We start from the raw sequence: 25,662 nt of genomic DNA, 5'->3' as shown, positions 1-25,662 counted from the left end.
GAGCATGGGGGGCATGAGTTTCACCGAATGCATGTTCCGCTTGCCACTCAGTTACGCATCGGCGGTCTGCCACATGTCACTGAGCTATTCGGTCCGACAGGAGCTTTCGTCGGCATCGCTCCGGGCGGCGTGGACAAATTCCGCGTGCCACGGTTGCCCCAGGCGCCCGCTGGGGCGGGCAGGGAGCAAGGCGCGAAGCCGACGGTGGAGTGGACCGCCGTCAAGACCTGATGAACGAGAGCAGGTGGGGATTGAGGACATCCGCATATGTGGTCAGCATGCCATGGGGATAGCCGGGATACGTCTTCAGCGACCCTTGCTTGAGCAGGTCGACCGCGCGCGGCACTGAACTTGCGAACGGGACGACTTGATCAGCCTCGCCATGCATCACCAGCACCGGAACGGTGATCTTCTTGAGGTCTTCGGTATAATCTTCGAGCCAGGAGTCGACAGTCGCGTAGTGAGCGAGGGCACCGCCGGCCATGCCCTGGCGCCACCAGTTCGCGATGATCGCCTCCGAGGGCCTGGCCCCATCGAGGTTGTAGCCGTAGAACGGATTTTCAGGGACGAAACGGTAGAACTCCGCTCGATTGCCCAGCACGCCTGCCCGGATCGTTTCGAACCACTCCGGCGGTTGACCGGCCGGGTTTTCCTCGCTCCGGTACATGTTCGGCGTCAGCGAAGCGACCAGCACCGCCTTCGCGACGCGCTCCTGGTGGCGCGCGACATAGCGAGCCACCTCACCGCCACCTGTCGAGTGACCGATATGGATCGCGTCGCGCAGGTCGAGATGTTCAGTCAGTGCCGCGAGGTCGGTAACCCACTGGTCCATATTGTTGCCGGTGCCGGGCTGGTCGGACCGGCCATGGCCGCGCCGGTCATGGGCGATCACGCGGTAGCCGTGGCGAAGGAAGAAGGTCATCTGGGCGTCCCAGTCGTCCGCCGACAGCGGCCAGCCATGGCTGAAAACGATCGGCTGGCCCGATCCCCAATCCTTGTAGAAGATGTTCACGCCGTCTGGAGTAGTGATCACAGGCATTGTTCAGTTCCTTTCGATAATCTTCCCGCCCCTCGTCTCGAATCTCCGTCTCTCCGCCTCAGGCAACCACGACCGCCCGGAGGCTCAAGGCCCGGCGGTCGGCCAGCGCGCCGACATTCGCGCGATAGTGCTGAAAATGCAGGGAGGCCCGATGCGCCGCGGCCGCATCCGCGTCGACATAGAGTTCGTCGAGCACGAAGACGCCGGGCTGGGACGGATCGGCCCAGAGGTCGTAGCGCAAATTGCCCGGTTCCGAGCGGCTGGAGCCGATCAGCCCTTCGAGCAGGCTGCGCAGTTCGGCTTCCTTGCCCGGATGGGCCGTCAAGATGCCCACGGTCTTCACATTGTCGGTCATCTCGGTTCTCCCGCTACAGCCGATCCACGTCGCGCAGCACCGTCTCGGTGGATTGCTGCCCTAGACCAGCGCGCTGCGTCGGCGGGGTTAAATGCGGTAAAACTCGGTCAGGCTCGACCGGCCTCGGCACTCATGATGTCGCCGGACACGATGAGCCTGAGCGCGAAGATGGTCCCGGTTTCGCGCCGCAGCATCAGGAAGTCGATGCCCGCGCCACGCTTCGCTTAACCCAAACTAACCGCAATTCACGACCGGGACCCGAGACGCGAGCGTATCAGACGTGCGGCTGCTGCTTCGGCAGATCACCGCAACGGAGGACGTCATGAGCAAAGGCAAGGTCGTCGTCCTGGGTTCGAATGCGACTCGCATCGAGACCAGGGGCGGATATTGGGGCGCTACCGGCCAATATCTCAACGAAACCGTCGTCCCGGCGATGGCGCTGATCGACGCCGGCTATGAAGTCGTGATGGCGACCCCCGACGGGACGCCGCCGACGATCGACAAGGCCTCGGACGCGCCCGCCCATTTCGGCGGCGATGTCGCGGCCTATCAGCGCGCCAAGGATTTCTACGCCAACGATCCCTCGATGAAGGGCCGAACGCTGGCTTCGATCCTGGAAGGCATCGCCGGCTATGACGGCGTGTTCATCCCGGGCGGCCAGGCGCCCATCGTCGACCTGATGCAGGATCAGCAGGTCGGCGAGATCCTACGCCACTTCCACGCGCACCAGAAGCCGACCGCGATGCTGTGCCACGGCCCGATCTCCGCGATTGCTGCCTTGCCCTATGCACGCGAGTTCCGCGCCGCGCTGATCGCCGGCGATCCCGACAAGGCGGAGGATTGGGCCAAGGGCTGGCAATATGCCGGCTACCGCATGACCGTCTTCGAAAAGGCCGAAGAGCAGGTCATCGAAGACACCATCCTCCATGCGAAGATCTACTTCGACATGCCGTTCGCGCTCGGTCTCGCCGGTGCCGTGGTCGATACCGGCCCCGACTTCGAGCCCTATGTGATCGAGGATCGCGAACTGATCACCGGGCAGAATCCGCGTTCGGACCATCCGATTGCGAAAGCCCTCGTCGCCGCCCTGGATCGCAAGGTTGGGCACGCGTGATCCGCTCGCCCCGCCCGATCCGTCACCTGCGACCGGCAAGGCGCGCCCAAGGGCGCGAGGGCATGCCGGTCAAAACTTCGGAGTGATTTCGATGAAACATTGGTTCCAAGGAGTGCTCATTGCCATGGCCACGATTTCTCCCGCAACGGCGCAGGCCCGCGCGCCCGACAAACCCGTCTCGATCGTCCTGGTGCACGGCGCCTTTGTCGACGCCTCGGGCTGGAAGTCAGTCTACGACATCCTTACGCATGACGGCTATGAGGTGCTGGTCGTCCAGAACCCTACCGTCACGCTCGACGGCGATGTCGAGGCGACCCGCCAGGTGATCGCCAGGGCGAGCAAGCCGGTGCTGCTGGTCGGCCACAGCTATGGCGGCGCGGTCATCACCGAAGCCGGCGCTGATCCCAAGGTGAAGAGCCTCGCCTATATCGCGGCGCTGGCGCCCGATGTCGGGGAATCGGTGTTCGAACTCGCCACCCGCCCGGTGCCGGGCGAGTCCGGTCCACCACTGCTGCCGCCCGCGGATGGATTTATCATTGTCGATCCCGTCAGGTTCCCGAGCGCCTTTGCCCAGGATGTCGATATCTCGGTCACCGGCTTCATGGCGGTGGCGCAGGTTCCATGGGGCCTCGGTGCGGTGCAGACCAAGCTCACCACGGCAGCGTGGAGGGACAAACCGGTCCGCTGGATGCTGACGACGCAGGACCACATGGTCTCGCCGACCACGCAGCGCTTCATGGCGACCCGCGCCAAGGCCAGGTTGACCGAGATCAGCAGCAGTCACGCCGTGATGCTTTCCCACCCCAAGGAAGTCGTCGCCTTCATCGAGGCTGCGGCCGCCGACGCGAAATAGCCGTAAGGTCCCGGGCGGCGACGCGCGCGCCGACCGCCTGGGAACGCCGGGGAATGATCGGATTATCGGTTGAAGGACGCTGTCTGATGGTTGATGCGCCACACACGCCGAACGCCTTGACCCGCCGCCAGGCAATGACCCTGGGCGGTGGTGCGCTGCTTGCCTCGGCCATACTCCCCGCGAGCGGGTCGGCCGGTGCCCCTGCTGAGCGTTCCGGACGAAGTGCGAGCCTGACCCAGGTGCGTAATGCGACCTTGCGCATCGACTATGGCGGAGTCCGCTTCCTTGTTGACCCGGTGCTGGCGGACAAGGACGCCTACCCAGGCTTCGAGGGAACGGCGAACAGCCAGCGCCGCAACCCGCTGGTGCCGCTGCCTCTGGCGCTCGCCTCGATCGTCGATGTGGATGCCGTCATCGTGACGCACCTGCATCCCGACCACTGGGACGAGGCGGCGAAGGCCAGGCTGAACAAGTCGCTGCCGATCTTCGCCCAGAATGCCGAGGACGCCGCCCAGCTCCGGTCGGCCGGCTTCTCGGACGTGCGGTTGCTGGCCGAAGATACCGCGTTTCGGGGCGTGCGTCTGAACCGTACGGGCGGGCAGCACGGCACCGACGCGGCGCTGAAGGCACTCCCACAGATCCTCGGGCCCGTCAGCGGCTTCGTCATGAGCCATCCCGCTCACAAGACGCTTTACGTCGCCGGCGACACAATCTGGCACGCGGAGGTCGAGCGCGCCATTGCCCGCCACTCCCCCGACGTGATCGTACTGAACGCAGGCATGGCGACCGTCATCGGATTCGACCCGATCATCATGGGTCCTGCCGACGTCCTCGCCGTGCATCGTGCCGCGCCGAACGCGATGCTGATCGCGAGCCACATGGAAGCCGTCAACCACTGCATCCTCAGCCGAGCCGATCTGCGTGCTTTCTCGAAACGCGATGGGTACGAGCAGCGCCTTGCCATACCCGCAGATGGTGAAACGCTGGCGCTCTGAAGGGGCCTTTGCCATCGTTTGCGCAAATCCGCGGGTTACGATCGCCATTGCGGTGCCACGTGCGATAACCCCAAAATAGGTTGCAGCCCCGCAATCCAGCCCCGCCGTTGCAACGCACCCAATTCCAGTCGTTCGCACTGGCGCGGATGTTTGCTAGGGCGCGGTCGCCATGCTCAGCTCTTCACGCCACAAGCTCGCGATCGCCATCGGCCTGCTTGTCGTGGCGGGTGCTGCCGGCTGCTTCTGGCTTCTGACCATATTGGGCTGGTTCGAGCCCGAAGCGACACAGTTCGGCTGGCCCGTGAGCATCACGACCGTGGCCGGCGATGGCGTCCACGGTCATGTCGACGGCGCGTCGGCAAAAGCGCGTTTCGGGGAGCCTTTCGCGGTCGCGCTCGGTGCCAAGGGCATACTCTATGTCGCCGATGCCGGTGATACCGGCCGCATCCGCAGGATTGACCGTGATGGAAACGTCACGACCTTGCCGGGATCGTTCGACACGCCCTCCGGCCTCGCCCTCGACAAGGCGGGCAATCTCTTCGTCGCCGAGACCGGCGCGAACAGGGTCCGCAAGATCAGCCCTGACGGCGCCGTGACGACGCTCGCCGGAGATGGCGTGGCGGGCTTTGGCGACGGTCCGGCGAAACGGGCGCGTTTCAACGGCCCGATCGGTGTCGCGGTGGACGACAAGGGTCAGGTCTATGTCGCCGACAGCTATAATGACCGCATCCGCGTGATTGCTGCCGACGGCCAGGTGCGGACCCTGGCGGGGCAGGATGCGCCGGGATTTGCCGATGGGCAGGGTTCGGGCGCTGCGTTCGATACGCCGACCGGGATCGCGATCGATCGGCACGGCGTGCTGGTGGTTGCGGATTCGGGCAATGACGCTGTCCGCAGGATCGATCGGGACGGCCGGGTTTCGACGCTCGCCCATAGCGACCCTAAGGATGGCGCCGGCCTCCTGCGGGGGATTGTCGGGCTGGTGCCGACCTGGGACGGGTTCGCCTATCTCGCTTCCTATGGCCGGGGGCGCATTGTCGAAATGTCTCCCTCGGGCGAATTGCGCGTGCTCGCCGGGCCCGGATCGACGATCCAGGGCAACGCGGCAATGCCGATGATTGGCCCGGCCGGACTGGCGATCGACCGGTCCGGCGCGCTGTATGTCGCGGATGCCTCGGCCTGTGCGATCCGCAAGCTCATGATGCGCAAAGCGGATGCCGCGCCGATTACCGCCGCCATTGCCGGGCCGCCGCTGCCGACGCTGGTGAGAGCGCCTCTCTTCCCATGGCCGGTTCGACCGCAGACCGGCTGGCACGAGGTGGTGGGAGACATGGGAGAAGTGCGCGGCAATTATGACGGGGAGAGCCGCGATCACCTCCATGCCGGGCTCGATATCAGCGCCCCGCCCGGCGAGACAGTGGTCGCCTCGGCTGACGAGCGGGTGCGGGATCCGCTGCCCAACTGGGGCGTCGAGGGCCTGAGCGAAGGCCTGCGCCTCGACCAGATGACCTATATCCATATGCGCGTCGGCCGCACCGCGATGGGCGAGCCGATCGACCCGGAACGCTTCCAGCTGATCCGCGACGCGCAAGGGCGGGTCACCAGGGTGCGGGTGAAGCGCGGTACCCGCTTTCGGGTGGGGGATGCGCTCGGCACGATCAACCGGATGGCGCATGTCCATCTGGAACTCGGGCCCCCGCGCGCCAAGATCAACGCGGCGTGGCTCAGTTTTCCGGGGTTTGGCGATCATGTCGCGCCGCGCATCGATGATGTCTATCTTCTGGATGCCGCCGGGCGGCGGGTTGCGGGCAAGGAGAATGGGCGGATTGTGCTGTCCAGGACTGGGGGTGCCGTCAGCATCGTCGCCGAGGCGTGGGATCAGGTCGACAATAATGAACCGCGCCGACGGCTTGGTTTGTACAAGGCGGGCTATCAGATCCTGAAAGCGGACGGCACGCCGGTGCCCGGGTTCGAACAGCCGCGTATTACCATCGAATTCGATCGCATGCCGACATCGGCCGATGCCGCGAAGATTGCCTATGCTCCGGATAGCGGCGACGCGGTGCATAGCGACCAGCGGACGCGGTTTCTCTATGTCGTCAGCAATATGGTGCGCGACGGCCGGGCGAGCGTGGGCGGCTGGAACCCGGGCACCCTCTCCCCCGGCAATTACACGATCCGCATTCATGCCGGGGACCGGGCGGGGAATGTTGCCCTGGCGGGGCGCGACCTGGCGGTTAGGGTGCGGTGAATCACCTCTTCTTCCCCTCTCCTTTCAGGAGAGGGGCAAGCTGCGCAGCAGCGCGGGGTGAGGTTGAGCACGGGACGTTCACATTGGTCACCCTCACCCTTCCCATCGCTACGCGATGGGCCCAGTGTTGGGTCGGCCATGCCCCCGGCATGGCCTGAACAGCGCGGGGCGCTGTTCACCCAACACTCCTCTCCCGCTGGGAGAGGGAGAAGGGAAGCACATCGCGATGTGTGAATAACTCGGGGCGACGAACCGCTTCTCTAGCCAGGCCAGCGTCAGGCCTGATAAGGGTGGCCCGCAGAATTTACGTCCAATCCGGAGCGCCGATGTCCAGTATTCTCGCTGACAAAGCCCATCGCCAGCGTCTCGTCCTGCTGATATGGATTGCGATCATATCCGTCATACTTTGGCAGACGAGGATCGGCAGCCTCCTGCTCTATCCCTTCACCATATTGGCGACCTGGTTTCACGAAATGGGCCATGGTCTCGCCGCCCTGCTGACCGGCGCGTCGTTCGAACGCCTTCTGATCTTTCCCGATGGCTCCGGAATTGCTCAGTCGATGGTGCCCTCCAATGCTTCCGGACTGACCCATGCGCTGATCGCGGCAAGCGGGCCATTGGGACCCGCGATCGCCGGATCGCTGCTGATCATCGCCTCGCGGACCGACAAGGCGACGCGTGTGGCGCTGGCGGTTGTGGGCCTGGCGTTGATCGTCTCGACGATCATCTGGGTGAGCACGCTTACCGGCTGGGTGGTTCTTCCGGCATTGGGACTCGCCATCCTCGTTCTCGCATGGCGCGGTACAGCGGATCATCGGCAATTCGGTATCCAGCTCCTTGGCGTTCAAGCCTGTATCAGCGTGTGGGAGCAATTCAGCTATCTGTTCAGCGCCGGAGGCAGCATCGGCGGGGAGCTGCATCGATCCGATACGAGCGCCATCGCCGATGCCCTGCTGTTTCCCTATTGGTTCTGGGGTGCGGCGATCAGCGCGGTGATCGTCCTTTTGTTGTGGTGGAGTTTTGCTGCCGCTTTTCGACGGTGATGCAGACACGCGATTGGGCACGCTCGAGCAGCCCCGGCGAAACCTGCCCTGCGTTCAGCGGCAGCGCAAGGCAGCGCAGCGAAGATAGGCTAGACCCGAATTACCCGAACTGACCTGGTCACTTCAGTTAAATCTGCCCGTCACACCCGCCATAGCATGGCGCCCGCCTCTCGGACATTCATCCCGCACGCCCCGGCACCGGAGAACCTCCGGCGCTCGAGGAGCACGAAAATCAGGGAGAGTGGGATGATCAAGGCTCGCAAATTCAGCAAGTGCTTAGCACTGTCCGGCACATCAATGGTCGCCGCCTCGCTGCTCGCAGCGGCGCCGGCGCTGGCGCAGGCCCAGGCCCAGGCCCAGGCTAGCGACCAGACCTTGCCAACGGACAAGCCGGCGGCGCAGGCCGAGGGCGCTCCAGCGACGACCGACGCGCAGAGCACTGACCCCGATATCGTCGTGACCGGATCGAGCATCCGCGGCGTGCCGCCGACGGGGGCGAATTTGATCAGCGTTTCGCGGGCCGATATCAGGACGATCGGCGCCAACACGACGGCCGATTTGCTGGCGACCGTGCCGCAGCTCAACAGCTTCAATACGGCGCCCAGGGCGGAAGTCGGCGGTGTCGGCGCATTTGCCCCGGGGCTGCGCAGCCTGCCGTCGAGCGCGACCCTGCCGCTGATGAACGGGCACCGGGTGGTCGCCGGCGGCACGAACGAGACGAGCCCCGACTATCCGTTCCTGCCCGAGCTCGCGATCGAGCGGGTCGAGGTCGTCGCCGACGGCGCCTCGGCGATCTACGGCTCGGACGCAGTCGCGGGCGTGGTGAACTTCATCACCCGCCAGCATTTTTCGGGCGTCGATACCTCGGTCCGCTACGGGATGGCTGACGATTATCATACGTTCAGCGCGAGCGGCCTTGTCGGCCATGACTGGGGTAGCGGGTCTTTCGTCCTCTCCTATCAATATGCCGAAAACGGCCATATCCTGGGGCGCGACCGCGATTATCGGATCGTCGACTTCAGGCCCTATGGCGGAGTCGACTCCCGCACGACCGTGTGCCCGACGCCCAACGTGCTGGTGAACACGACCGGCTATGCCGTATCCTATGCGGCCCCCAATTTCGCGCCGGGCACGGCGAATTCCTGCGACTCAGGCGCGGTGGCCGACCTCGTCCCGCAATCGCGGCTGCACAGCGCCTATCTGACGGCGCATCAGGACCTGGGCGACCGTTTCACCCTCTGGGGCGAGATCCTCTATTCGGACCGCAAGGACGTGATCAGTGCGCCGCCGCCGGCCGGGGCCGGCGCGTCGGGCGGGGTGATCCTCTACAATCTTCCCGGCTTCGCGAACCCGTTCTTCCGCGCGCCGCCGGGCACCGGTGCGACGATCGAGTTCGTCCAGTTCCGCACCGATAATCTCTACGGCTCGGACCATATCGACAATATCGTGCGGGTTAAGGCCGGGAATTCGTCGGCGGGGATCGATGCGAAGCTGGGGCATCAGCTCAAGCTGAGCGTGTACGGCACCTATGACTGGGCGACGAACAAGACCTATCTGCCGGCGATCAATCCGGCGGCGCTCGATGCGGCTGCATCGGGCACGACGGCGGCAACGGCACTCGACCCGTTCGGCAACGGCACGTCGCCGGCGGTGGCGGCCGCGATCACCAATTATGCGGGCGACCTGACCATCAACCAGCGGACCTATCTGGGCGCCGCCAAGCTCGACGGGCCGCTTGCCAACCTGCCCGGCGGGCAGCTGAAGATCGCGGTGGGCGCCGAATATCGGCGCGAGACCTTCGAGCAGCGGGGAATCTATGGCGGCGCCCAGGTGCCGGAGAATCTGAGCCGCGACATCAAATCGGTCTATGGCGAGCTGTTCGTGCCGATCTTCGGCGCGGACAATGAAACGCCGCTGCTGCGCAGCCTCGTCCTGTCGCTGTCGGGCCGCTTCGACCATTACAGCGATTTCGGATCGACGACCAATCCCAAGGTGGGCGTCACCTGGGTGCCGGTCCGCGGCCTTACGCTGCGCGGCACATACGGCACGTCGTTCCGGGCGCCGGGGCAGCGCGATGTCGGTGCGACCGTCGGCGCCTATTATTTCAACGCGGCGGCCGTCGCCGGCAGCATCTACCGCGACCCGTCGCGCGGCGCAGCCCAGGTCGACACGGTGATCTTGTATGGCGGCAATCGCGGCCTTCAGCCGGAAAAGGCGCGGACCTGGTCGGTCGGTGTCGACCTGCACCCGATCACCCTGCCCAATTTCCACGCAAGCCTGACCTATTACGACATCCACTATACCAATGTGATCGGCACGCCGGGTGGCAGCATCGCCTTTACCGACCCGACCTTCGCCTCGGTGATCTACCGCAACCCGACCGCGGCGCAGCTCTCCGCGCTGCTGGCGATCGCGGTACCGGTGAATTTCGCGGCCGGTTCCCTGCCCGCGATCGGCAATCTGCTCGACTTCAGGCAGGGCAATTTCGGGGTCCGCGACACCAACGGCGTGGATTTCGATATCGGCTATCGGCAGCCGATGAAGTTCGGCGCGATCTATGCGGGCGTGGCTGGCAATTATATCTTCAAGTTCAGCACGCAGCTTTCGCCGACCGCGCCGATTTCGGACAGTCTGCAGCTCGGCGTGCCGACCGTGACTTTGCGCGGGACGCTCGGCGTGCAGGCCGGCGTGGTGGGGGCGCTTGCCTTCGTCAATTATCGCGGCGGAGTCACCGGCCTGTATGCGACGCCGACCGGCACGGCCAGCTACAGCTCGGGCGCCTATACCACCGTCGATCTGCGCTTCTCGGTGAAGCTGCCGAATGTCGGGCTGGCCAAGGGCACCGAGCTTGGCGTGCAGATCAACGACCTGCTCGACCAGACTCCGCCCTTCTTCCCGGCGGGCAGCGGCATCGGCGGCACCTATAATCCGATCGGCCGCTATGTCGCCCTGAACCTGAGGAAGAGCTTCTAGGAAAACCCGTGATCCGGCGGGATGGCGCGGCTCTGTCGCTGAGCCCGCCGAACGCCGGCGGCCGCTCGCTTCCCCTCATATCCCTCCTGTCAGTGGCGAATTCTTCCCCCTCATGCAACACTATCCGCTCACCCTGGACAAGTTCATCGACCATGCCGCCAAATGGCATGGCGCCCGCACGATCGCGACCGCGGTCCGGGGCGGCCCGGCCGAGCTGACCAGCTATGCCGAGGTGCGACGGCGCAGCAATCTGCTGTCGGGCGCGCTGCTCGCGCTCGGCCTCGAGGCCGGGGACCGGGTGGGCACGCTGGCCTGGAACACCCGACATCATCTGGAGATGTACTATGCCACGATGAATGCGGGCCTGGTCTGCCACACGCTGAACCCGCGGCTGACCGCGGCGCATCTGTCGGCGATGATCAACGAGGCGGGGAACCGGCTGCTGGCGATCTCGGCGAACCTCACCCCGATGCTGGCCGAGCTGCTGCCCCTGTGCCCGACGATCGAGCGGATCGTCGTGCTCGACGAACCGGCCGACCCGGCGCTGGCGGGCACCGCGCCGGTGCCGGTCGACGGGCTCGAGGCGCTGGTGGCGGCGCACGGGACCGAGGCCCTATGGGGCGGCTTTGCCGAAGAGACGCCGGCGGGGCTGTGCTTCACCTCGGGCACGACCGGCGCGCCCAAGGGTGTCGTCTTCACCCACCGGTCCAATTACCTGCACACGTTGATGTCGATCCAGCCCGACGCCTATTGCCTGTCGGCGAAGGACACGATCCTCGTCGCGATCCCGATGTTCCACGCCAATGCGTGGGGGCTGCCCTTTTCCGGGCCGGCGGTCGGCGCGCGGCTCGTGCTGCCGGGGCGCGATCTCGACGGGGCGAGCCTCGCGTCGCTGATCAGGGCCGAGGCGGTGACCATCGCCTGCGGGGTGCAGACGGTGTGGATCGGCCTGCTCGATCATCTCGACGCCACCGGCGGGGATCTGCCGAGCCTCGAACGCGTGATCATCGGCGGGTCGAAATGCCCCGACGCGCTGTTGCAGCGGCTTGAATCGCGGCTTGGCGTGCGGGTGCAGACGAGCTGGGGGATGACCGAGATGTCGCCGATCGGCACGGTCGAATCCTCGCGGTTGCCGGCAGCCGAGAACCGTGCTTCGGGCCGCCCGCCGATCGGCGTCGACCTGAAGCTCACCGATGCTTCCGGCGCGACTCTGGCGGAGCAGCGCGGGACGGTTGGCCATCTCAAGGTCAGAGGGGCGGCGATCATCGACCGCTATCTCAACGCGCCGGCGAGCGCGCTCGACGAGGAGGGCTATTTCGACACGGGCGACCTTGCCAGCATCGACGACAGCGGCTCGCTCACCATCTGCGGCCGCTCGAAGGACCTGATCAAGTCGGGCGGGGAATGGATCAACCCGGCCGAGATCGAGGAGATTGTCGGCCGCGATCCGCGGGTCGGCCAAGTCGCGGTGATCGGCAAGGCGCATCCCAAATGGGGCGAGCGCCCGGTGCTGGTGGTCGAGCTGCGCGCGGGCGAGGAGTCGGACGGCCGCACGCTCGTCGACATGTTGCGGGGGCGCGTCGCCGACTGGTGGCTGCCCGACGAAATCGTGAAGCTGCCCCGCATGCCGCTGGCCGCGACCGGCAAGATCGACAAGGTGCGGCTGCGGGCAGGCTATGAGGCCGGGGAATATGCCGATTATGTATCCGCGCGGGCCTGACATGGCGAACCAGCCAATATCCAAACGTCCAGCGCGGGGCGGGCTCATTCTCGGCATGCTGTGCTTCGTCTACGTGCTGAACTTCCTCGACCGCCAGCTGATTTCGATCCTGGCCAAGCCGATCCAGGACGCGCTCCATATTTCGGACAGCCAGCTCGGGCGGATCACCGGCCTCTATTTCGCGCTGTTCTACTGCTTCATCGCCATTCCGGTCGGCTGGCTCGCCGACCGCACCAATCGGGTCAGGGTGCTGTCGGCCGCCTGCGCGCTGTGGAGCGCGGCGACTGCTGCGTGCGGCATGGTCGGCACATACGGGCAGCTGGTGGTCGCGCGCATGCTGGTCGGCGTCGGCGAAGCCGGCGGCGTGCCGCCCTCCTATGCGATCATCTCCGATTATTTCCCGCGCGAGAAGCGCGGTACGGCGATGGCGATCTTCAATCTCGGGCCGCCGCTCGGCTCGGCGCTCGGCGTTGCCCTGGGCGCGTCGCTCGCCGCGGCCTTCAACTGGCGCATTCCCTTCTATGTGATCGGCGCGATCGGCGTGGTCACCGCGATCGCTGTCTATTTCCTGATCGACGAGCCAGCGCGGGGCGGACATGATGCAGTGCCGGCCGGCGAGGAGCAGCTCGCGCCGAACGGCTTTATCGCCACGATCGTGCGGTTCTTTGCTGACCCGATCCTGCTGCTCGCCTCGCTTGCGAGCGGCGCTGCGAATTTCATCACCTATGGCATCAGCAATTTCGCGACCCTGTTCCTGATGCGCGAAAAGGGCATGCAGCTGAACGAGGTCGCGATCTGGTACGCGCTGGTCGTCGGGATCGGGATGAGCGGCGGCATCTATGTATCCGGCCGGCTGATCGACCGGTTCGGCGCGCGGACCAAGGCAGCGCATGCCTTCATTCCGGCGCTGTCGCTCTTTCTCGCCCTGCCCTTCTTCCTGGCGTTCGCCTGGGCGCCGGGCTGGAAGCTGGCGCTGATCTTCCTCACCATCCCGACGTTCCTCAATTCCTTTTTCCTGCCCGCCACGGTCACCTTCATCCAGGGCGAAGTGCGGCCCGACGAACGCGTGATCTCTGGCGCGCTGCTGTTGCTCGTCATGAACTTCATCGGGCTTGGCCTGGGGCCGACCTATGTCGGCATGGCAAGCGACTTCTTCCGCCCGGCGCACGGCGTGCACGCGCTGCAGACTGCCTTTTACGCGCTTGCCCCGATGTACCTGATCGCGGGCGTGCTGTTCCTCGGCCTTGCCCGAATGATCGCCCGATCCTCATCCTCCGCACAAGGAAGTTCGAAATGAGAGCCCTGCCCCGCTTCATCGCCGCCGCGCCCAGCGCCTGCGCCCTGCTTCTCGCGAGCTCGGCGGCCGGCGCGGCGGCCAGCGACACGGCGCCGGTCGTCAAGGCTCCGGCGGGCGCTTTGGCCGGCATCCGCGAAGGCGCTGCCGATGTGTTCCGTGCGATCCCCTATGCGTTGCCGCCGCTCGGCGCCCGGCGCTGGCAGCCGCCAGCGGCGATGCCGCACTGGACCGGGGTGCGTCCGGCGAAAACGGTCGGCTTGCCGTGCATGCAGCCGGCCATGGCGGCCGGACCCTATGATCGCGGCCCGCAGCCGATGAGCGAAGACTGCCTCACGCTCGACGTCACCGTGCCGGCCAATGCGCACAATGCGCCGGTCATGGTGTGGATCCATGGCGGGACCCTGATCTGGGGAACCGGGCATTCGAAGATGTATGATGGAAAGGGTTTCGCGAAGCGCGGCGTCGTGCTCGTCTCGATCAATTATCGGCTCGGCGTGCTCGGCTATCTGGCGCATCCCGAACTCAGCCGGGAATCGAAGGACGGCATATCCGGCAATTACGGGCTGCTCGACCAGATCGCTGCGCTTCGCTGGGTGCGCGAAAATATCGCCTCCTTTGGCGGCGACGCGAAGAATGTCACGATCTTCGGCGAATCCGCCGGCGCGCTGAGCGTTGAATATCTGCTTGCCTCTCCCGCCGCGCGCGGCCTGTTCGACAAGGCGATCGCCGAAAGCGCCTATGCCTTCACCACGCCTGAACTGCGCAGCGCCCGCTTCGAGGAACAGTCGGCCGAGGGGATCGGCGCCGCGCTGAGTGCCAAGCTCGGCGTGCCCGGTATCGCGGCGCTACGCGCGATGGATGCGCGCAAGCTGGTCGATGCGGCCGCCGCCGCAGGATACGCACCATACGGCACGATCGACGGCAAGATCCTGACTCGCCAGATCGTCGATACGTTCGACCGCGGCGAGCAGGCGCCGGTGCCGTTGATCGCCGGGTTCAACAGCGGCGAGATCCGCAGCCTGCGCTTCCTGCTGCCGCCCCTGCCCGCCGACGCGGCAAGCTATGAGCGCGACGTCAGGGCGCGCTATGGCGACCTCACCGATGCGTACCTGCGCCTCTATCCGGCGCGGGATCCGGAGCAGACCCGGTTGGCCAGCACGCGGGACGCCGTTTTCGGCTGGGCCGCCGAACGCCTGGTGCGCAAGCAGGCAGCCGTCGGGCAGCCTTCGTATCTCTATTATTTCGACCATGATTATCCCGCCGCGGCGGCGGCGAACATGACTGCGTTCCACGCCAGCGAAGTGCCCTTCGTCTTCGGCGCGTTCGGGGCTACGCCCCCCAACTGGCCCGCAATCCCGCAGACCGCCGGCGAGCGACGCTTCGCCGACTCAATGCTCGACTATTGGACCAGCTTCGCGCGCAGCGGGAAGCCGACCGCCGCCACCGGCCCGGCCTGGCAGGTCTTCACGCCCGGCGACACCGCGATGACCCTCGGCGCCTCGCCGCATCTGTCGCAGCACTTCATGCCCGGCATGTACGCGCTGCATGAGGAGATCATGTGCCGCCGCCGCCAGGACGGCACACAATCCTGGACGTGGCGGACGGGCAGCACAGCGCCGATCCTGCCAAAGCCGACCCCTTCATGCTCGGCTCGTCCATGAAGGCATGCCGTCGGGCCTGGGGCGCGGTCTGACGGCGAGAGCGGGCTCCCTCAGGAGCCAGCCGGCTCGCAGGCCGAGACGCCGGTGCGGTCGTTCGCCACCAGCGCCAATGCCGCGCCCGCCCTGCCCAAGACTCTCACGCCGGCCCCTTTCGATTCGAGTGCGTATCGATGGGCGCGCGCGACTTTCAGGGGAATGATCCACGGCGGCCTTGAACGCGGTCTCGGCCCTGTGCCACAGGACATGGCTGACGGTCGGAAGGGGCATGAATGGCGGGCGGCGACAAATTCCAGCAGATGGCGCGCGCCGCCTTCGAGCCGATGGTCGCGGCGGCGGCGGGCGACGCGCGCAAGCTGGCCGCGCTGGCGAACATGGCACAGCGCATCGGCCTGTCGTCGCGGATCTATCCGCTTGCCCGCGAGGCCCAGGCGCTGGCGCCCGACGATGCCGACATCCAGCTGCAGACTCGCGCGCTGATCGGCGCCTCGGTGCCCGCCTGGCATTTCTACATGGTCCGCGACGAGACCCGCAACGACGACTATCAGGCGGCGATCGAGCGCGCGGTCGGACCCGAGACCAGGGTGCTCGACATCGGATCGGGCACCGGCCTGCTGGCGATGATGGCGGCACGCGCTGGCGCGAAATCCGTAGTGAGCTGCGAAATGAACCCGGCGATCGCCGGCGCGGCGACCGATATCGTCGCGCTGAACGGCTATGCCGACCGGATCACGGTAGTGGCCAAGAAATCGACCGAGCTCGACCCCGAGGCCGATCTGGGCGGGCGGGTCGACCTGCTCGTCTCCGAGATCATCGCCGGCAATCTCCTGTCCGAGGGCGTGCTGCCGGTGATGGCCGACGCAGTCGAGCGGCTGCTCGCGCCGGGCGGGCGGATGATCCCCGAAGCGGGGCAGGTCGTGGTGTCGCTGGTCGACCTGGCGGACTGGGGCAAGCGCGGCATGGGCGAGGTTTCCGGCTTCGACATGCGGCCGTTCAACCGACTGCAGAACCCGGTGCGCAAGATCGGCACAGGCAACAAGGGCATCACGCTGCGCGGCGCGGCGGCTGACATGTTCAGCTTCGATTTCACCACCGGGGGGCCATGGCGCAGCCGGCAGAACAGCGTGGAGCTGATTGCCGATGGCGGGCCGGTGAATGGGGTGATCCAGTGGATCAGGCTCAAGCTCGATGCCGAGACCGTCCATGAGAACCGGCCGACGCCGGGGGGGATGTCGAGCTGGGCGGCGCTTGCGGTGCAGTTCGACCGCGCCGTGACGCCGCCAGCGGGGACCCGGATCACCGTGAACGGCACGCATGACGATCATAGCGTGCGGATCTGGGTGGATGAGGGGCAGTTCGAGGGGATGTAATTGCGGGTCGGCGCGTTCGGATCACTTTTTCTTCCTCCCCCGACGAAAGCCGGGGCCCAACCGGTAAATAGAAGGAAATGGCCGACTCGTGCGCTGATTGAGGGTCCCCAACTGGGCCCCGGCCTTCGCCGGGGAAGTATAAAGGGAGGTGCCTGGTCCGCGCGGATTATCCCGCCGGCTTCACCGTCATGCCTGTCCACGCCGCAGCGAACGCCCAATTATCCGCCGCCTCGGCAATGATCTTGTCAGTCGGTTTGCCCGAGCCGTGCCCGGCGCGAGTCTCGATGCGGATCAGATGGGGCTTAGGGCCGATATTTGCTGCCTGGAGCGCGGCGGCATATTTGAAGCTGTGGCCGGGCACGACGCGGTCGTCGGTATCGGCGGTGCCGATCATGATCGCCGGGTAATCCCGTCCGCCCCTGATATTGTGGTAGGGCGAATAGGCGTAAAGCACCCGGAAGTCGGCTTCCTTCGAGGGATGACCATAATCGTCCACCCAGTAGCGGCCGGCGGTGAAGCGATCGAAGCGGAGCATGTCCATCACCCCAACCTGGGGCAGTGCGGCGGCGAAGAGATCGGGCCGCTGGTTGACGACGGCGCCGACCAGCAGGCCGCCGTTCGAGCCGCCCTGGATGGCGAGCCTGTCCTTCGTCGTGACGCCCTCGGCGATCAGGTCCTCGGCGGCGGCGATGAAATCGTCGAAGCCGTTCTGCTTGTTGGCGAGCCGGCCGCCGTCATGCCATGCCTTGCCATATTCGCCGCCGCCGCGGATGTTCGCGATGGCGAGCACCCCGCCCTGCTCGAGCCAGGCGATCCGGGCTCCCGAATAAGCCGGCGTCACCGAGATGTTGAACCCGCCATAGGCATAGAGCAGGGTCGGCGCCGGGCCGGGCGGCAGATCCTTGCGGCGCACGATGAACATCGGGACGCGGGTGCCGTCCTTCGAGGCGTAGAAGCGCTGTGAGACCTCGTAGAGGCCAGGATCGAAGGCGACGTCGGGCGCGGCCCAGGCGGTCGCGGCACCGGTCGCCACGTCGTAACGGTAGACCGTGGTCGGGGTGGCGAAGCTGGTGAAGGCGTAGAACAGCTCCGGGTCCGCCGCCGTGCCGCTAACCCCGGCCACGCTGCCGATGCCGGGCAGCGCGACCAGCCCGTCTGGCGTGCCGTCGAGATCATAGCGCCTGAGCTCCGACTTCACATCGACCAGCCACGAGGCGATCAGCTTGCCGCCGAGGATCGCGGCGCCTTCGAGCACTGCCTCTCCCTGCGGGACCAGCTCGCTGATCGCCGGTTCTGCCTCGCGCACGTCCATCGAGACGATCCTCGAGCGCGGTGCATCCTTGTTGGTCGTCCAGTAGAAGAGCGGACCGACACTGCCGGCGAGCGACCATTCATTCTCGAGCCCCTTGACGATCGTGCGGGGCTCTGCGCCGGCCTGGGTCAGATCGAGGATGGTGATCTCGTAGCGGTTGTCGGTTCCTTCATGGGTGGTGATGACCAGCCATTGGCCGTCCTCCGTCACCTGCGCCGAGTGGCCGAGCCTCGGCCTGTCGGGGGTGGCGTAGACAAGGGTATCGGCCGATTGCGTCGTGCCGAGCCTGTGGAAAAAGACCTGCTGATTTTCGTTGAGCGCCTGGAACTCGGCGCCTTCCGCCGGCTGGGCGAAGCGCGAATAATAGAAGCCGGAGCTATCCTTCGCCCAGGCCAGGTTGGAGAATTTGACCCATGCGACATGATCGTCGGCAACGGTGCCGGTCGCCACATCCATGGTCTTCACCGTCCGCCAATCGGTCCCGCCGTCTTGCACCGTATAGAGGATCCGGTTGCCATCCTCGGACGGCACCCATTCGCCGAGCGCGGTCGCGCCGTCAGCCGACCAGCTGTTGGGATCGATCAGGACCCGGCCCGGCGCGTCGAGCGACTCGCGGACGAACAATAGCGCCTGGTTCTGGAGGCCGCTGTTGCGCAGATAGAAATAGCGCCCACCCTTCTTCACCGGCACGCCGAAGCGCTCGTAATCGAGCAGCTTAGTCAGGCGCGCAGCGAAGATGTCGCGGCCGGTGAGAGTCGCGAGATAGGCGTCGGTGACGGCGTTCTCGGCCGCGACCCATTGGGCGACCTCGGGATCGGCACGGACGTCATTCTCGAGCCAACGATACGGATCGGCGACGCGCTCGCCGAATTGCTCGTCAATCGAGTCGTCGCGCTTCGTGTCTGGATAGTTCATCCTGGCCGCATAGCAGGAGATGGGGCTGCGTGAATTGGGAAGTTTCCGCGTCGGCGCATCGCGCGTGGCGCGCGATATTTCGGTGCGGCAACCAAAGAAAAGGCCCCGCTTTCGCAGGGCCTTTCCGCATTTCTCCGCCTGGAACGACGATCAGGCTGCCTGATCGAAATCCTCGTCGTTCATCACCGGACCGGAATCCTGGCCCTTGGCCGAAACGTCGCGGTCGACGAATTCGATGATCGCCATCGGCGAGGCGTCCGAGGCGCGGATGCCGGCCTTGATGATGCGGGTATAGCCGCCGTTGCGATCGGCGTAGCGCGGGGCCAGCACGTCGAACAGCTTGACCAGCTGAGCGTCGTCGAGCAGCCGCGAATGGGCGAGGCGCCGGTTCGAAAGACCGCCCTTCTTGGCCAGCGTGATCAGCTTCTCGACATAGGGGCGAAGCTCCTTCGCCTTGGCGGTCGTGGTGGTGATCTGCTCGTGCTTGATGAGCGCTGCCGACATGTTGCGGAACAGGGCAATGCGGTGGGCCGAGGTCCGCTGAAGCTTACGGCCGCCTACGCGATGGCGCATGGTATTTTCCTTCGTTCGTTAAGGGGCCGTTTGACGGAACCCCAGACCAGGCGGTGTTGAGGGCCACCGCCCATTGCCCATCTCCTCAGCTCAGCGCCGCGGCAAAGCCGCGTCGTCGGGCGGAGCCTTTGAGCCCGCCGGCCGGGCCTCGCGATCATTCCGGGATCAGCATCGCTAATCCCGGACGCGAGGCTCAGCCCATGATTTCCTGCTCGAGCTTCTTGGCCATTTCCTCGATATTCTCAGGCGGCCAGCCCGGAATTTCCATGCCCAGGCGAAGACCCATCGACGACAGCACTTCCTTGATTTCGTTCAGCGACTTGCGGCCGAAATTCGGGGTGCGCAGCATCTCGGCTTCGGTCTTCTGGACCAGATCGCCGATATAGATGATGTTGTCGTTCTTGAGGCAGTTGGCAGAACGGACCGACAGTTCGAGCTCGTCGACCTTCTTGAGAAGGTAACGGTTGATCTGCTGGGTATCGCCCGAAACCTCGCCGCTCTGCGCGGGAGCCGCGTGGCCAATCGGAGCCGAACGGGCGACCGACGAATCGTCGAAGTGGACGAACAAGGCGAGCTGGTCCTGAAGGATGCGACCGGCATAGCCGACTGCGTCTTCCGGGGTGATCGTGCCGTCGGTCTCGATGGTGAGCGTCAGCTTGTCGTAATCGAGCTCCTGCCCGACGCGGGTGTTCTCGACCTTGTACGATACCTGACGCACCGGCGAATAGAGCGCGTCGATCGGAATCAGGCCGATCGGGGCATCCGCCGGGCGGTTGGCGACCGCTGCGACATAGCCCTTACCGACGTCAGCGGTCAGCTCCATGTTGAGCGTGGCGCCTTCGTCAAGGTGGCAGATCACGAGGTTCGGATTCATCACTTCGATGTCGCCCGAAACCGCGATGTCGCCGGCCTTGACTTCGCCGGGGCCGGTTGCGGAGAGCTGGAGGCGCTTCGGCCCCTCGCCCTGCATGCGCAGCGCGATCTGCTTCACGTTGAGGACGATATCAGTGACGTCCTCGCGAACACCCGCCAGCGACGAGAATTCATGGAGAACGTTCTCGATCTTGATCGAGGTGACGGCGGCACCCTGAAGCGATGACAGCAAGACGCGGCGCAGCGCGTTGCCGAGCGTCAGGCCAAAGCCACGCTCGAGCGGTTCGGCAACGAAGGTCGCCTTGCGCTTGGGATCGCCGCCCGGCTTCTTTTCGAGGCCATTGGGCTTCTTCAGTTCCTGCCAGTTCTTAGCATTGACGGACACGGGCTTCCCCTTGGTTTTGGGCCGGAGCGGGGGGGCTCCGACCATGAAGGAATCGATCGCGCAGCGTGATCAATCGCGCGCGATCGAGACGAAAATCAGACGCGGCGGCGCTTCGAAGGCCGGACGCCGTTGTGCGGGATCGAGGTCACGTCGCGGATCGAAGTGATCTGAAAACCGACCGCCTGCAGCGCACGAAGCGCCGACTCGCGGCCCGAACCGGGACCCTTCACTTCCACTTCGAGCGTGCGGACGCCGTGCTCGGCGGCCTTCTTGCCGGCATCCTCGGCCGCGACCTGGGCCGCGTACGGGGTCGACTTGCGTGAGCCCTTGAAGCCCATCATGCCGGCCGACGACCACGAGATCGCGTTGCCCTGGGCATCGGTGATCGTGATCATGGTATTGTTGAAACTGGCGTTCACATGCGCGACGCCAGAGGTGATGTTCTTCCGCTCGCGGCGCTTAATGCGCTGTGGTTCGCGTGCCATGTTCGTATCCTAACCCTGATAGCTGAGGGAGCGAGCCGCCCTTCGACGGCTCGAGCTCACTTCTTCTTGCCGGCGATCGGCTTGGCTTTGCCCTTGCGGGTGCGCGCATTGGTGTGCGTGCGCTGGCCGCGGACGGGGAGCCCCTTGCGATGGCGCAGGCCGCGATAGCAGGCCAGATCCATCAGGCGCTTGATGTTCATCGCGGTCTGGCGACGAAGATCACCCTCCACGGTGTAATCAGCGTCAATCGCTTCACGGATATGCAGCACTTCCTGATCAGTCAGGTCCTGCACGCGGGCCGTGTCGGGAATGCCGAGCTTGGCGGTGATTTCCTTGGCCTTGGTGTTGCCAATGCCGTGAATGTAGGTGAGCGCGATAACGACGCGCTTGTTGGTCGGGATGTTGACACCCGCTATACGAGCCATGAAAATTGGTCTCCTGCTCCACGGGGCGTGCATGGCTGCAGCCACCCCATCTCATCGCGTTGCACACCGAAACGCAAGATAACGGCGAGCGCAAACAAGCGCCGCCGGGACCCGGTGTTTCGGAATAGGTGCCAAATAGGAGTGCGAGTCGCGGCTGTCAAGCGCGATGGGGTGGGATTGGGGCTATCGGCGGTCGCTGTCGCCCCCCGAAGGACTGGCGGACGTTGCGCCTTTCCCTCCTCTCGTCATGCCGGCCTTCTTCCGCAAACGCGGCGACGTTTTGGTTTGCTGCGCGGTGGCCCCCTGGGAACGCCTCCAGGCACGACAGTGGCGTCGCGCTCACGCCAGGATATTCACCGCGCGCGCCGCCACCAGCGCGATCGTCAGCAGCGAGATGGCGGATTCGCTCATCATCAGCAGCTTGGCACGGCCCGACAGCGGCAGCGTGTCGGTCGGCGAGAAGGCGGTCGCGTTGGTGAAGGAGAGATAGAGATAGTCGATAAAGCCCGGCGACCAGGTGCAGGGCTCGCGCGGCTCACCGATCGTCATCTGGGGATAGAGGAAATCGCATTTCTCGGTTTCGACCAGCCCGCGCGTGGCCGGACCGCCATGGTCGATGCTCCAGAACCATAGAGCGAAGACGATGACGTTGGTCGCCCAGATATTGAGCGCATCGAGCAGCAGGGTCTGGCCGATCTTGGTGGCGCTGCCCGCGAGCAGATCATGGACCAGCGCGAGCAAGGCGAGGAAATTGATGACCGTGATCAGCGCGGTCAGGAACAATGCCAGGCGGCGGATCATTCGCCTTTCCCAGGCGATCCGATCCCAATGATGATCAGCGCTCGCTTCCCGCGCATTTGCCTGAGTCCATGCCGTTGCGGCCGACAGGGGCAGGAGCAGAGCGATCTCGACCCCCGGCGCAAGCCAGCGCGGCCCGACCGTCAGGTCATTGAACATCAGCAGCTGGAGACCGGCAATCAATGCCACCGATCCGCGGGCGAGCCAGAAATCCCACGCATGGGTGTGTATTGCCTTCAGCGTCCAGCTCATCGCCCTCCCCCTCCAATCCGATCCTGTTTCGCGCCATCGCGCATCCAGCCCGTTCTCACGCCGGCAGCACGATCGCCGCGACCAGGCCCGGCATGTTGTCGCCGAGTTCGAGCCGCCCGCCATGGAGTCGCGCGACCGCCTCGATCAGCGACAGGCCAAGGCCCGCACCAGGCGTGCTGCGCGCATTGTCGAGCCTGCCGAAGCGGCGGATTGCCTGCTCGCGATCCGCAGCGGCAATGCCGGCGCCACGATCCTCGACCTGGATCCGCACCTCACCCCCCTGCCTCACCAGGCGCAGCGTGACCTCGCCGCCCGACGGTGCGTGGCGCAGCGCATTGTCGACCAGGTTGACGATCGCCTGGGTCATCAGCTCACGGTGGAGGATGAGCCGCTGCGGCGGCGCCTCCACCACCACAGCGAAGTGCATCCCGGCGTCCTCGGCGACGGGCGCGTACAACTCGGCGATCTCCTCGACCAGGTCGGCCGGATCGACGCTGGCGAAGCGATCACGCGATACGGATTCCGATCGGCTGATCTCCATCAGCATCGACAGCATACGCATCACCAGATCAGTCTCGATCAGCAGGCCGCCGAGCGCTGCCTCGCGCTGTGCCGGATCAGCGACCAGGATCGCCGTCTCGGTCTTGGCCCTGAGCCGTGCGATCGGGGAACGCAGATCATGAGCGAGGCTGTCGGTTACGAGCCGGAGCTCGAGCATCAGCCGCTCGACCTTGTCGAGCATTGCGTTGAGGCGGGTCGCCAGCCGGTCGAATGCATCGCCGCCGCCCGGCGCACTGGCGACGCGCAGCGAAAGGTCGCCGCCCGCGACACCCTCGATCACATCCGCGACCCGATCGAGCCGGCGGCCGACATAGCGCGTGACGACCAATCCGCCGCCGATGCCGAGACCGAGCGACAGCAAGGTCGCGAGCAGCAGGGCGCGCTCGATCCCGCGCTGCTCCTGCTCCCAATCGTCGAGCAGGCGGCCGCTGACGAGGCGGTAGGCACCGATCCGCCGCACCGAGTAACCCGCCTCGCGCTCGGACCATGGTCGTGACCTGCCCAGCCGGCTGATCTTGAAGGCAATCGTGTCGGGCTGACCGATCGCCGCGACTTTCGGCCCGACGCCGGCGATGCGCCGGCCATCGGCATTGATGACCGCAATGATCAGCGACAGGTCGCCCGGTGCTCGCGCCTCCTCGATCGCGCGATCGAGCGCAGGGAGGCCGCCGGTGCGCCAGACCGCTACCAGCGCATCGGATTGCTCGATCGTGTCGCGGCGGAGCGCATCGATCGCGTCGTCATGGATCTGCCGCCAGACAAAGGCGACGAGGACGAGATTGGAAACCAGCGCCAGCGCGATCGCGAGCAGGGCGATCCGCGCCGTGACCGAGAGCCGCATCAGGCCTCCGCGCTGAGCCGGTATCCAGCACCGCGCACGGTATGCAGGATCGGTGAGCCGAAACCCTCCTCGATCTTGCGCCGCAGCCGGCCGATATGAACGTCGACCACGTTCGAGCCGGGATCGAAATGATAGTTCCAGATCTTCTCGAGCATCATCGTCCGGGTCACCACCTGGCCGGCATGGCGGGCGAGATATTCGAGCAGGTTGAATTCGCGCGCGCCGAGCGCGATGGCCCGGCCGTCGCGGGTTACGGTGCGGGCGAGCAGGTCGATCTCGAGATCACCGACACTGAGGCGCGTCGGCTGGGCATCGGCCGGGGCCCGATCGGTACGACGCAGCAGCGCCTCGATTCGGGCCGACAGCTCAGCGAAGGAAAAGGGCTTGACCAGATAATCGTCAGCGCCGGCGCGCAGGCCATCGATCCGGTCGTCGACCGTCGCCAGCGCGGACAGGATCAATGCGGGCGTGCGGATGCCGGCGGCACGGATCGCACCGATCATCGCAAGTCCGTTGAGCCCAGGCAGCATGCGGTCAGCGATGATGAGATCGAAAATGCCTTCGCTCGCGAGGAACAGCCCGTCACGGCCGTCGCCGCAGGTCTCGACCGCATATCCGGCCTCGCCAAGGCCTTTGGCCAGATATCCGGCGGTGGCGGCGTCGTCTTCGACGATCAGGATCTTGCGGGTCATGGGTGGCATTCCGGGCGGGTCCCTCCAGCCTAGAAGCAAAATCGGCCGACGGAAAGCGAACCTTCCGCCGGCCGCGGCGCCCCCGGGAGTGCGGACGCCGATCTCGAGAAGCATTCGAGCCCGCGTGCCGAGCTACTGATCGGCAGATAGCGGGCGGGACACGCCGCGCCGATGACGCGGAGGTGAAGAGTTTGTCATGGTGGGGCGGCATTGGTGCAAGGCGATGAGAATCACACCAATGGCTTCACCGGCGAGGCAGAAGAGACGGGCGCTTCGCCTATTTGTCCTTCTCGACCACGTCAGCCAGCGGCGGCACCTCAGCGGCTTTCTTCAGGCCCGCAAGTTGAATGCCCAGCACTTCATCGACCTTCGGCGCGATCTTGTCCGCGCCGATGCGGACATAGCCGCTCACGACATAATCGAGCGTGACCTTGGTGGCATTCGATCCTTCCGGATCCAGCTTGAAGGTCATCGTTCCGACCACTGCCTCGGCTTGGAGCGGCCCGAGCGCTCCGGTCAGGCGGATCATGCGCGGCGCCTCGATATAGATGATGCGGGCATGCTCGACGCTACCCTTGTGATCGGGAAGCCGCTCGCAGAAACAGCCGGTCGCTTGGCTATCGAGGTACAGATTGGCGGCATTGTCCGAATAAGTGTGCTCCTTGCTCCACCAGCGCTGCGGCGCGCGGAGCGTCTCCCACACCTGCTTGATCGGTGCGTCGATCGTCATCGAATCATGAATGTCGATCGTGGTCGGAGAGGACGAGACGACATCGGCATCAGCCGGCGCGGCCATGGCGAGCGCGAACAAGCCAGCCGGCAGAATGATCGATCTCATCGCGATGCTCCCGTTATGCCCGGGCCATCATATGCGCTGCGCCC

At 65.6% G+C, this 25,662-nt stretch carries 21 protein-coding genes; 10 read left to right on the top strand and 11 right to left on the bottom strand.

Annotated features, from left to right (window positions below):
* Window positions 1-220: 220 nt before the first annotated feature.
* Window positions 221-1,039, bottom strand: coding sequence for an alpha/beta fold hydrolase (locus tag ABD050_RS18020; protein WP_343890867.1), 819 nt, complete (start codon window positions 1,037-1,039; stop codon window positions 221-223).
* A 58-nt stretch (window positions 1,040-1,097) separates the two neighbouring features.
* Window positions 1,098-1,394 (bottom strand): putative quinol monooxygenase, encoded by a 297-nt coding sequence (locus ABD050_RS18015; RefSeq protein WP_343890866.1) that lies wholly within the window; start codon window positions 1,392-1,394, stop codon window positions 1,098-1,100.
* Window positions 1,395-1,716: 322 nt separating this feature from the next.
* Between ABD050_RS18015 and ABD050_RS18010 the strand changes: the two genes are divergently transcribed.
* From ABD050_RS18010 to ABD050_RS17965, 10 genes are all read left to right on the top strand, one after another.
* Complete coding sequence (locus ABD050_RS18010; protein WP_343890865.1) at window positions 1,717-2,508, top strand: type 1 glutamine amidotransferase domain-containing protein; 792 nt, start codon at window positions 1,717-1,719, stop codon at window positions 2,506-2,508.
* Between the two features lie 124 nt (window positions 2,509-2,632).
* A complete protein-coding gene (locus ABD050_RS18005) occupies window positions 2,633-3,361 on the top strand; it encodes an alpha/beta hydrolase (RefSeq protein ID WP_343890864.1) in 729 nt (242 codons plus the stop codon).
* Window positions 3,362-3,447: 86 nt separating this feature from the next.
* A complete protein-coding gene (locus ABD050_RS18000; protein ID WP_343890863.1) occupies window positions 3,448-4,356 on the top strand; it encodes an MBL fold metallo-hydrolase in 909 nt (302 codons plus the stop codon).
* A 169-nt stretch (window positions 4,357-4,525) separates the two neighbouring features.
* A complete protein-coding gene (locus tag ABD050_RS17995) occupies window positions 4,526-6,607 on the top strand; it encodes a hypothetical protein (RefSeq protein WP_343890862.1) in 2,082 nt (693 codons plus the stop codon).
* Between the two features lie 326 nt (window positions 6,608-6,933).
* Window positions 6,934-7,650 carry a M50 family metallopeptidase gene (locus tag ABD050_RS17990; protein WP_343890861.1) on the top strand — a complete coding sequence of 239 codons (717 nt, stop codon included), beginning with the start codon at window positions 6,934-6,936 and terminating at the stop codon, window positions 7,648-7,650.
* A gap of 246 nt (window positions 7,651-7,896) precedes the next feature.
* Window positions 7,897-10,623, top strand: a complete 2,727-nt coding sequence (locus ABD050_RS17985; protein WP_343890860.1) for a TonB-dependent receptor plug domain-containing protein — start codon at window positions 7,897-7,899, stop codon at window positions 10,621-10,623.
* Window positions 10,624-10,735: 112 nt separating this feature from the next.
* Window positions 10,736-12,343, top strand: coding sequence for an AMP-binding protein (locus ABD050_RS17980; RefSeq protein WP_343890859.1), 1,608 nt, complete (start codon window positions 10,736-10,738; stop codon window positions 12,341-12,343).
* Window positions 12,315-13,640 carry a spinster family MFS transporter gene (locus tag ABD050_RS17975; protein ID WP_343890858.1) on the top strand — a complete coding sequence of 442 codons (1,326 nt, stop codon included), beginning with the start codon at window positions 12,315-12,317 and terminating at the stop codon, window positions 13,638-13,640. Before ABD050_RS17980 ends, ABD050_RS17975 begins: the two co-directional genes overlap by 29 nt.
* On the top strand, window positions 13,637-15,301 hold the full coding sequence (locus tag ABD050_RS17970; protein ID WP_343890857.1) for a carboxylesterase/lipase family protein: 1,665 nt from the start codon (window positions 13,637-13,639) through the stop codon (window positions 15,299-15,301). Before ABD050_RS17975 ends, ABD050_RS17970 begins: the two co-directional genes overlap by 4 nt.
* A 269-nt stretch (window positions 15,302-15,570) precedes the next feature.
* Window positions 15,571-16,668 (top strand): class I SAM-dependent methyltransferase, encoded by a 1,098-nt coding sequence (locus ABD050_RS17965; protein WP_343890856.1) that lies wholly within the window; start codon window positions 15,571-15,573, stop codon window positions 16,666-16,668.
* 166 nt (window positions 16,669-16,834) lie between these two features.
* Here ABD050_RS17965 and ABD050_RS17960 read toward each other — a convergent pair whose 3' ends face one another.
* From ABD050_RS17960 to ABD050_RS17920, 9 genes are all read right to left on the bottom strand, one after another.
* On the bottom strand, window positions 16,835-18,895 hold the full coding sequence (locus ABD050_RS17960) for a prolyl oligopeptidase family serine peptidase (protein WP_343890855.1): 2,061 nt from the start codon (window positions 18,893-18,895) through the stop codon (window positions 16,835-16,837).
* A gap of 150 nt (window positions 18,896-19,045) precedes the next feature.
* Window positions 19,046-19,468, bottom strand: coding sequence for a 50S ribosomal protein L17 (gene rplQ, locus ABD050_RS17955; RefSeq protein WP_343890854.1), 423 nt, complete (start codon window positions 19,466-19,468; stop codon window positions 19,046-19,048).
* Window positions 19,469-19,661: 193 nt separating this feature from the next.
* Window positions 19,662-20,726, bottom strand: coding sequence for a DNA-directed RNA polymerase subunit alpha (locus ABD050_RS17950; protein ID WP_343890853.1), 1,065 nt, complete (start codon window positions 20,724-20,726; stop codon window positions 19,662-19,664).
* Window positions 20,727-20,821: 95 nt separating this feature from the next.
* On the bottom strand, window positions 20,822-21,211 hold the full coding sequence (gene rpsK / locus ABD050_RS17945; protein ID WP_034161671.1) for a 30S ribosomal protein S11: 390 nt from the start codon (window positions 21,209-21,211) through the stop codon (window positions 20,822-20,824).
* 56 nt (window positions 21,212-21,267) lie between these two features.
* Entirely contained in the window at window positions 21,268-21,636 is a 369-nt protein-coding gene (gene rpsM / locus ABD050_RS17940) for a 30S ribosomal protein S13 (RefSeq protein WP_343890898.1), read from the bottom strand.
* Between the two features lie 339 nt (window positions 21,637-21,975).
* Window positions 21,976-22,686 carry a hypothetical protein gene (locus ABD050_RS17935; RefSeq protein WP_343890852.1) on the bottom strand — a complete coding sequence of 237 codons (711 nt, stop codon included), beginning with the start codon at window positions 22,684-22,686 and terminating at the stop codon, window positions 21,976-21,978.
* Between the two features lie 55 nt (window positions 22,687-22,741).
* Window positions 22,742-24,088, bottom strand: a complete 1,347-nt coding sequence (locus tag ABD050_RS17930; protein WP_343890851.1) for a sensor histidine kinase — start codon at window positions 24,086-24,088, stop codon at window positions 22,742-22,744.
* Window positions 24,088-24,780 carry a response regulator transcription factor gene (locus ABD050_RS17925; protein WP_343890850.1) on the bottom strand — a complete coding sequence of 231 codons (693 nt, stop codon included), beginning with the start codon at window positions 24,778-24,780 and terminating at the stop codon, window positions 24,088-24,090. Before ABD050_RS17925 ends, ABD050_RS17930 begins: the two co-directional genes overlap by 1 nt.
* 277 nt (window positions 24,781-25,057) lie before the next feature.
* On the bottom strand, window positions 25,058-25,618 hold the full coding sequence (locus ABD050_RS17920; protein WP_343890849.1) for an SRPBCC family protein: 561 nt from the start codon (window positions 25,616-25,618) through the stop codon (window positions 25,058-25,060).
* Between the last annotated feature and the right edge of the window lie 44 nt (window positions 25,619-25,662).

The sequence above is a fragment of the Sphingomonas oligophenolica genome, from assembly GCF_039522915.1.
In the GTDB taxonomy this organism is placed as follows: domain Bacteria; phylum Pseudomonadota; class Alphaproteobacteria; order Sphingomonadales; family Sphingomonadaceae; genus Sphingomonas; species Sphingomonas oligophenolica.
The sequence above is the reverse complement of the archived record's forward strand: the minus strand, read 5'-3'. Positions and strand labels throughout refer to the sequence as shown.

Coding starts and splice junctions, on each gene's coding strand:
- ABD050_RS18020 (WP_343890867.1), bottom strand. CDS start 1,039: ATGCCTGTGATCACTACTCCAGACGGCGTGAACATCTTCTACAAGGAT.
- ABD050_RS18015 (WP_343890866.1), bottom strand. CDS start 1,394: ATGACCGACAATGTGAAGACCGTGGGCATCTTGACGGCCCATCCGGGC.
- ABD050_RS18010 (WP_343890865.1), top strand. CDS start 1,717: ATGAGCAAAGGCAAGGTCGTCGTCCTGGGTTCGAATGCGACTCGCATC.
- ABD050_RS18005 (WP_343890864.1), top strand. CDS start 2,633: ATGGCCACGATTTCTCCCGCAACGGCGCAGGCCCGCGCGCCCGACAAA.
- ABD050_RS18000 (WP_343890863.1), top strand. CDS start 3,448: ATGGTTGATGCGCCACACACGCCGAACGCCTTGACCCGCCGCCAGGCA.
- ABD050_RS17995 (WP_343890862.1), top strand. CDS start 4,526: ATGCTCAGCTCTTCACGCCACAAGCTCGCGATCGCCATCGGCCTGCTT.
- ABD050_RS17990 (WP_343890861.1), top strand. CDS start 6,934: ATGTCCAGTATTCTCGCTGACAAAGCCCATCGCCAGCGTCTCGTCCTG.
- ABD050_RS17985 (WP_343890860.1), top strand. CDS start 7,897: ATGATCAAGGCTCGCAAATTCAGCAAGTGCTTAGCACTGTCCGGCACA.
- ABD050_RS17980 (WP_343890859.1), top strand. CDS start 10,736: ATGCAACACTATCCGCTCACCCTGGACAAGTTCATCGACCATGCCGCC.
- ABD050_RS17975 (WP_343890858.1), top strand. CDS start 12,315: ATGCCGATTATGTATCCGCGCGGGCCTGACATGGCGAACCAGCCAATA.
- ABD050_RS17970 (WP_343890857.1), top strand. CDS start 13,637: ATGAGAGCCCTGCCCCGCTTCATCGCCGCCGCGCCCAGCGCCTGCGCC.
- ABD050_RS17965 (WP_343890856.1), top strand. CDS start 15,571: ATGGCGGGCGGCGACAAATTCCAGCAGATGGCGCGCGCCGCCTTCGAG.
- ABD050_RS17960 (WP_343890855.1), bottom strand. CDS start 18,895: ATGAACTATCCAGACACGAAGCGCGACGACTCGATTGACGAGCAATTC.
- rplQ (WP_343890854.1), bottom strand. CDS start 19,468: ATGCGCCATCGCGTAGGCGGCCGTAAGCTTCAGCGGACCTCGGCCCAC.
- rpsK (WP_034161671.1), bottom strand. CDS start 21,211: ATGGCACGCGAACCACAGCGCATTAAGCGCCGCGAGCGGAAGAACATC.
- rpsM (WP_343890898.1), bottom strand. CDS start 21,636: ATGGCTCGTATAGCGGGTGTCAACATCCCGACCAACAAGCGCGTCGTT.
- ABD050_RS17935 (WP_343890852.1), bottom strand. CDS start 22,686: ATGAGCTGGACGCTGAAGGCAATACACACCCATGCGTGGGATTTCTGG.
- ABD050_RS17930 (WP_343890851.1), bottom strand. CDS start 24,088: ATGCGGCTCTCGGTCACGGCGCGGATCGCCCTGCTCGCGATCGCGCTG.
- ABD050_RS17925 (WP_343890850.1), bottom strand. CDS start 24,780: ATGACCCGCAAGATCCTGATCGTCGAAGACGACGCCGCCACCGCCGGA.
- ABD050_RS17920 (WP_343890849.1), bottom strand. CDS start 25,618: ATGAGATCGATCATTCTGCCGGCTGGCTTGTTCGCGCTCGCCATGGCC.